This is a genomic window from Actinotignum sp. usb-actsch-213, from assembly GCF_059085665.1.
Genome location: NZ_JBHNSQ010000032.1, coordinates 1 through 312, shown reverse-complemented (window position 1 = coordinate 312; position 312 = coordinate 1). Strand labels below are relative to the sequence as shown.

Genomic DNA, 312 nt, shown 5'->3' with positions numbered 1-312 from the left:
TGACGAAGGATCCGGCCAACGGCCAGATCCCGGCTTCGGCCACCTGCGAAGCGGGTAACGGTGCCACGTGCACCATCGGTACCGATGGCAACGTCGTCGTCAAGATTCCGGCGGGCGCGACCCCCGGCACCGACATTCCGGTGACCATCAAGAATGACGGTAAGACTCTCCACACACCCAAGGTGACCGTTACGGCGCCGGATCCGGTTCCGAACCCGGATGGCGATAATGACGGCGTGCCCGATGCTCAGGATCAGTGCCCGACCATTGCCGGACCGGCTTCCAATAATGGTTGCCCGGCGTGGAACGACG

The 312-nt window shown here is 63.5% G+C and carries 1 protein-coding gene; it reads left to right on the top strand.

The window, feature by feature from the left end; all coding sequences use genetic code 11:
• Positions 1-312, top strand: a 312-nt coding sequence (locus tag AC5RK6_RS03180; protein WP_493926362.1) for a hypothetical protein, incomplete at both ends; no start/stop codon positions are given.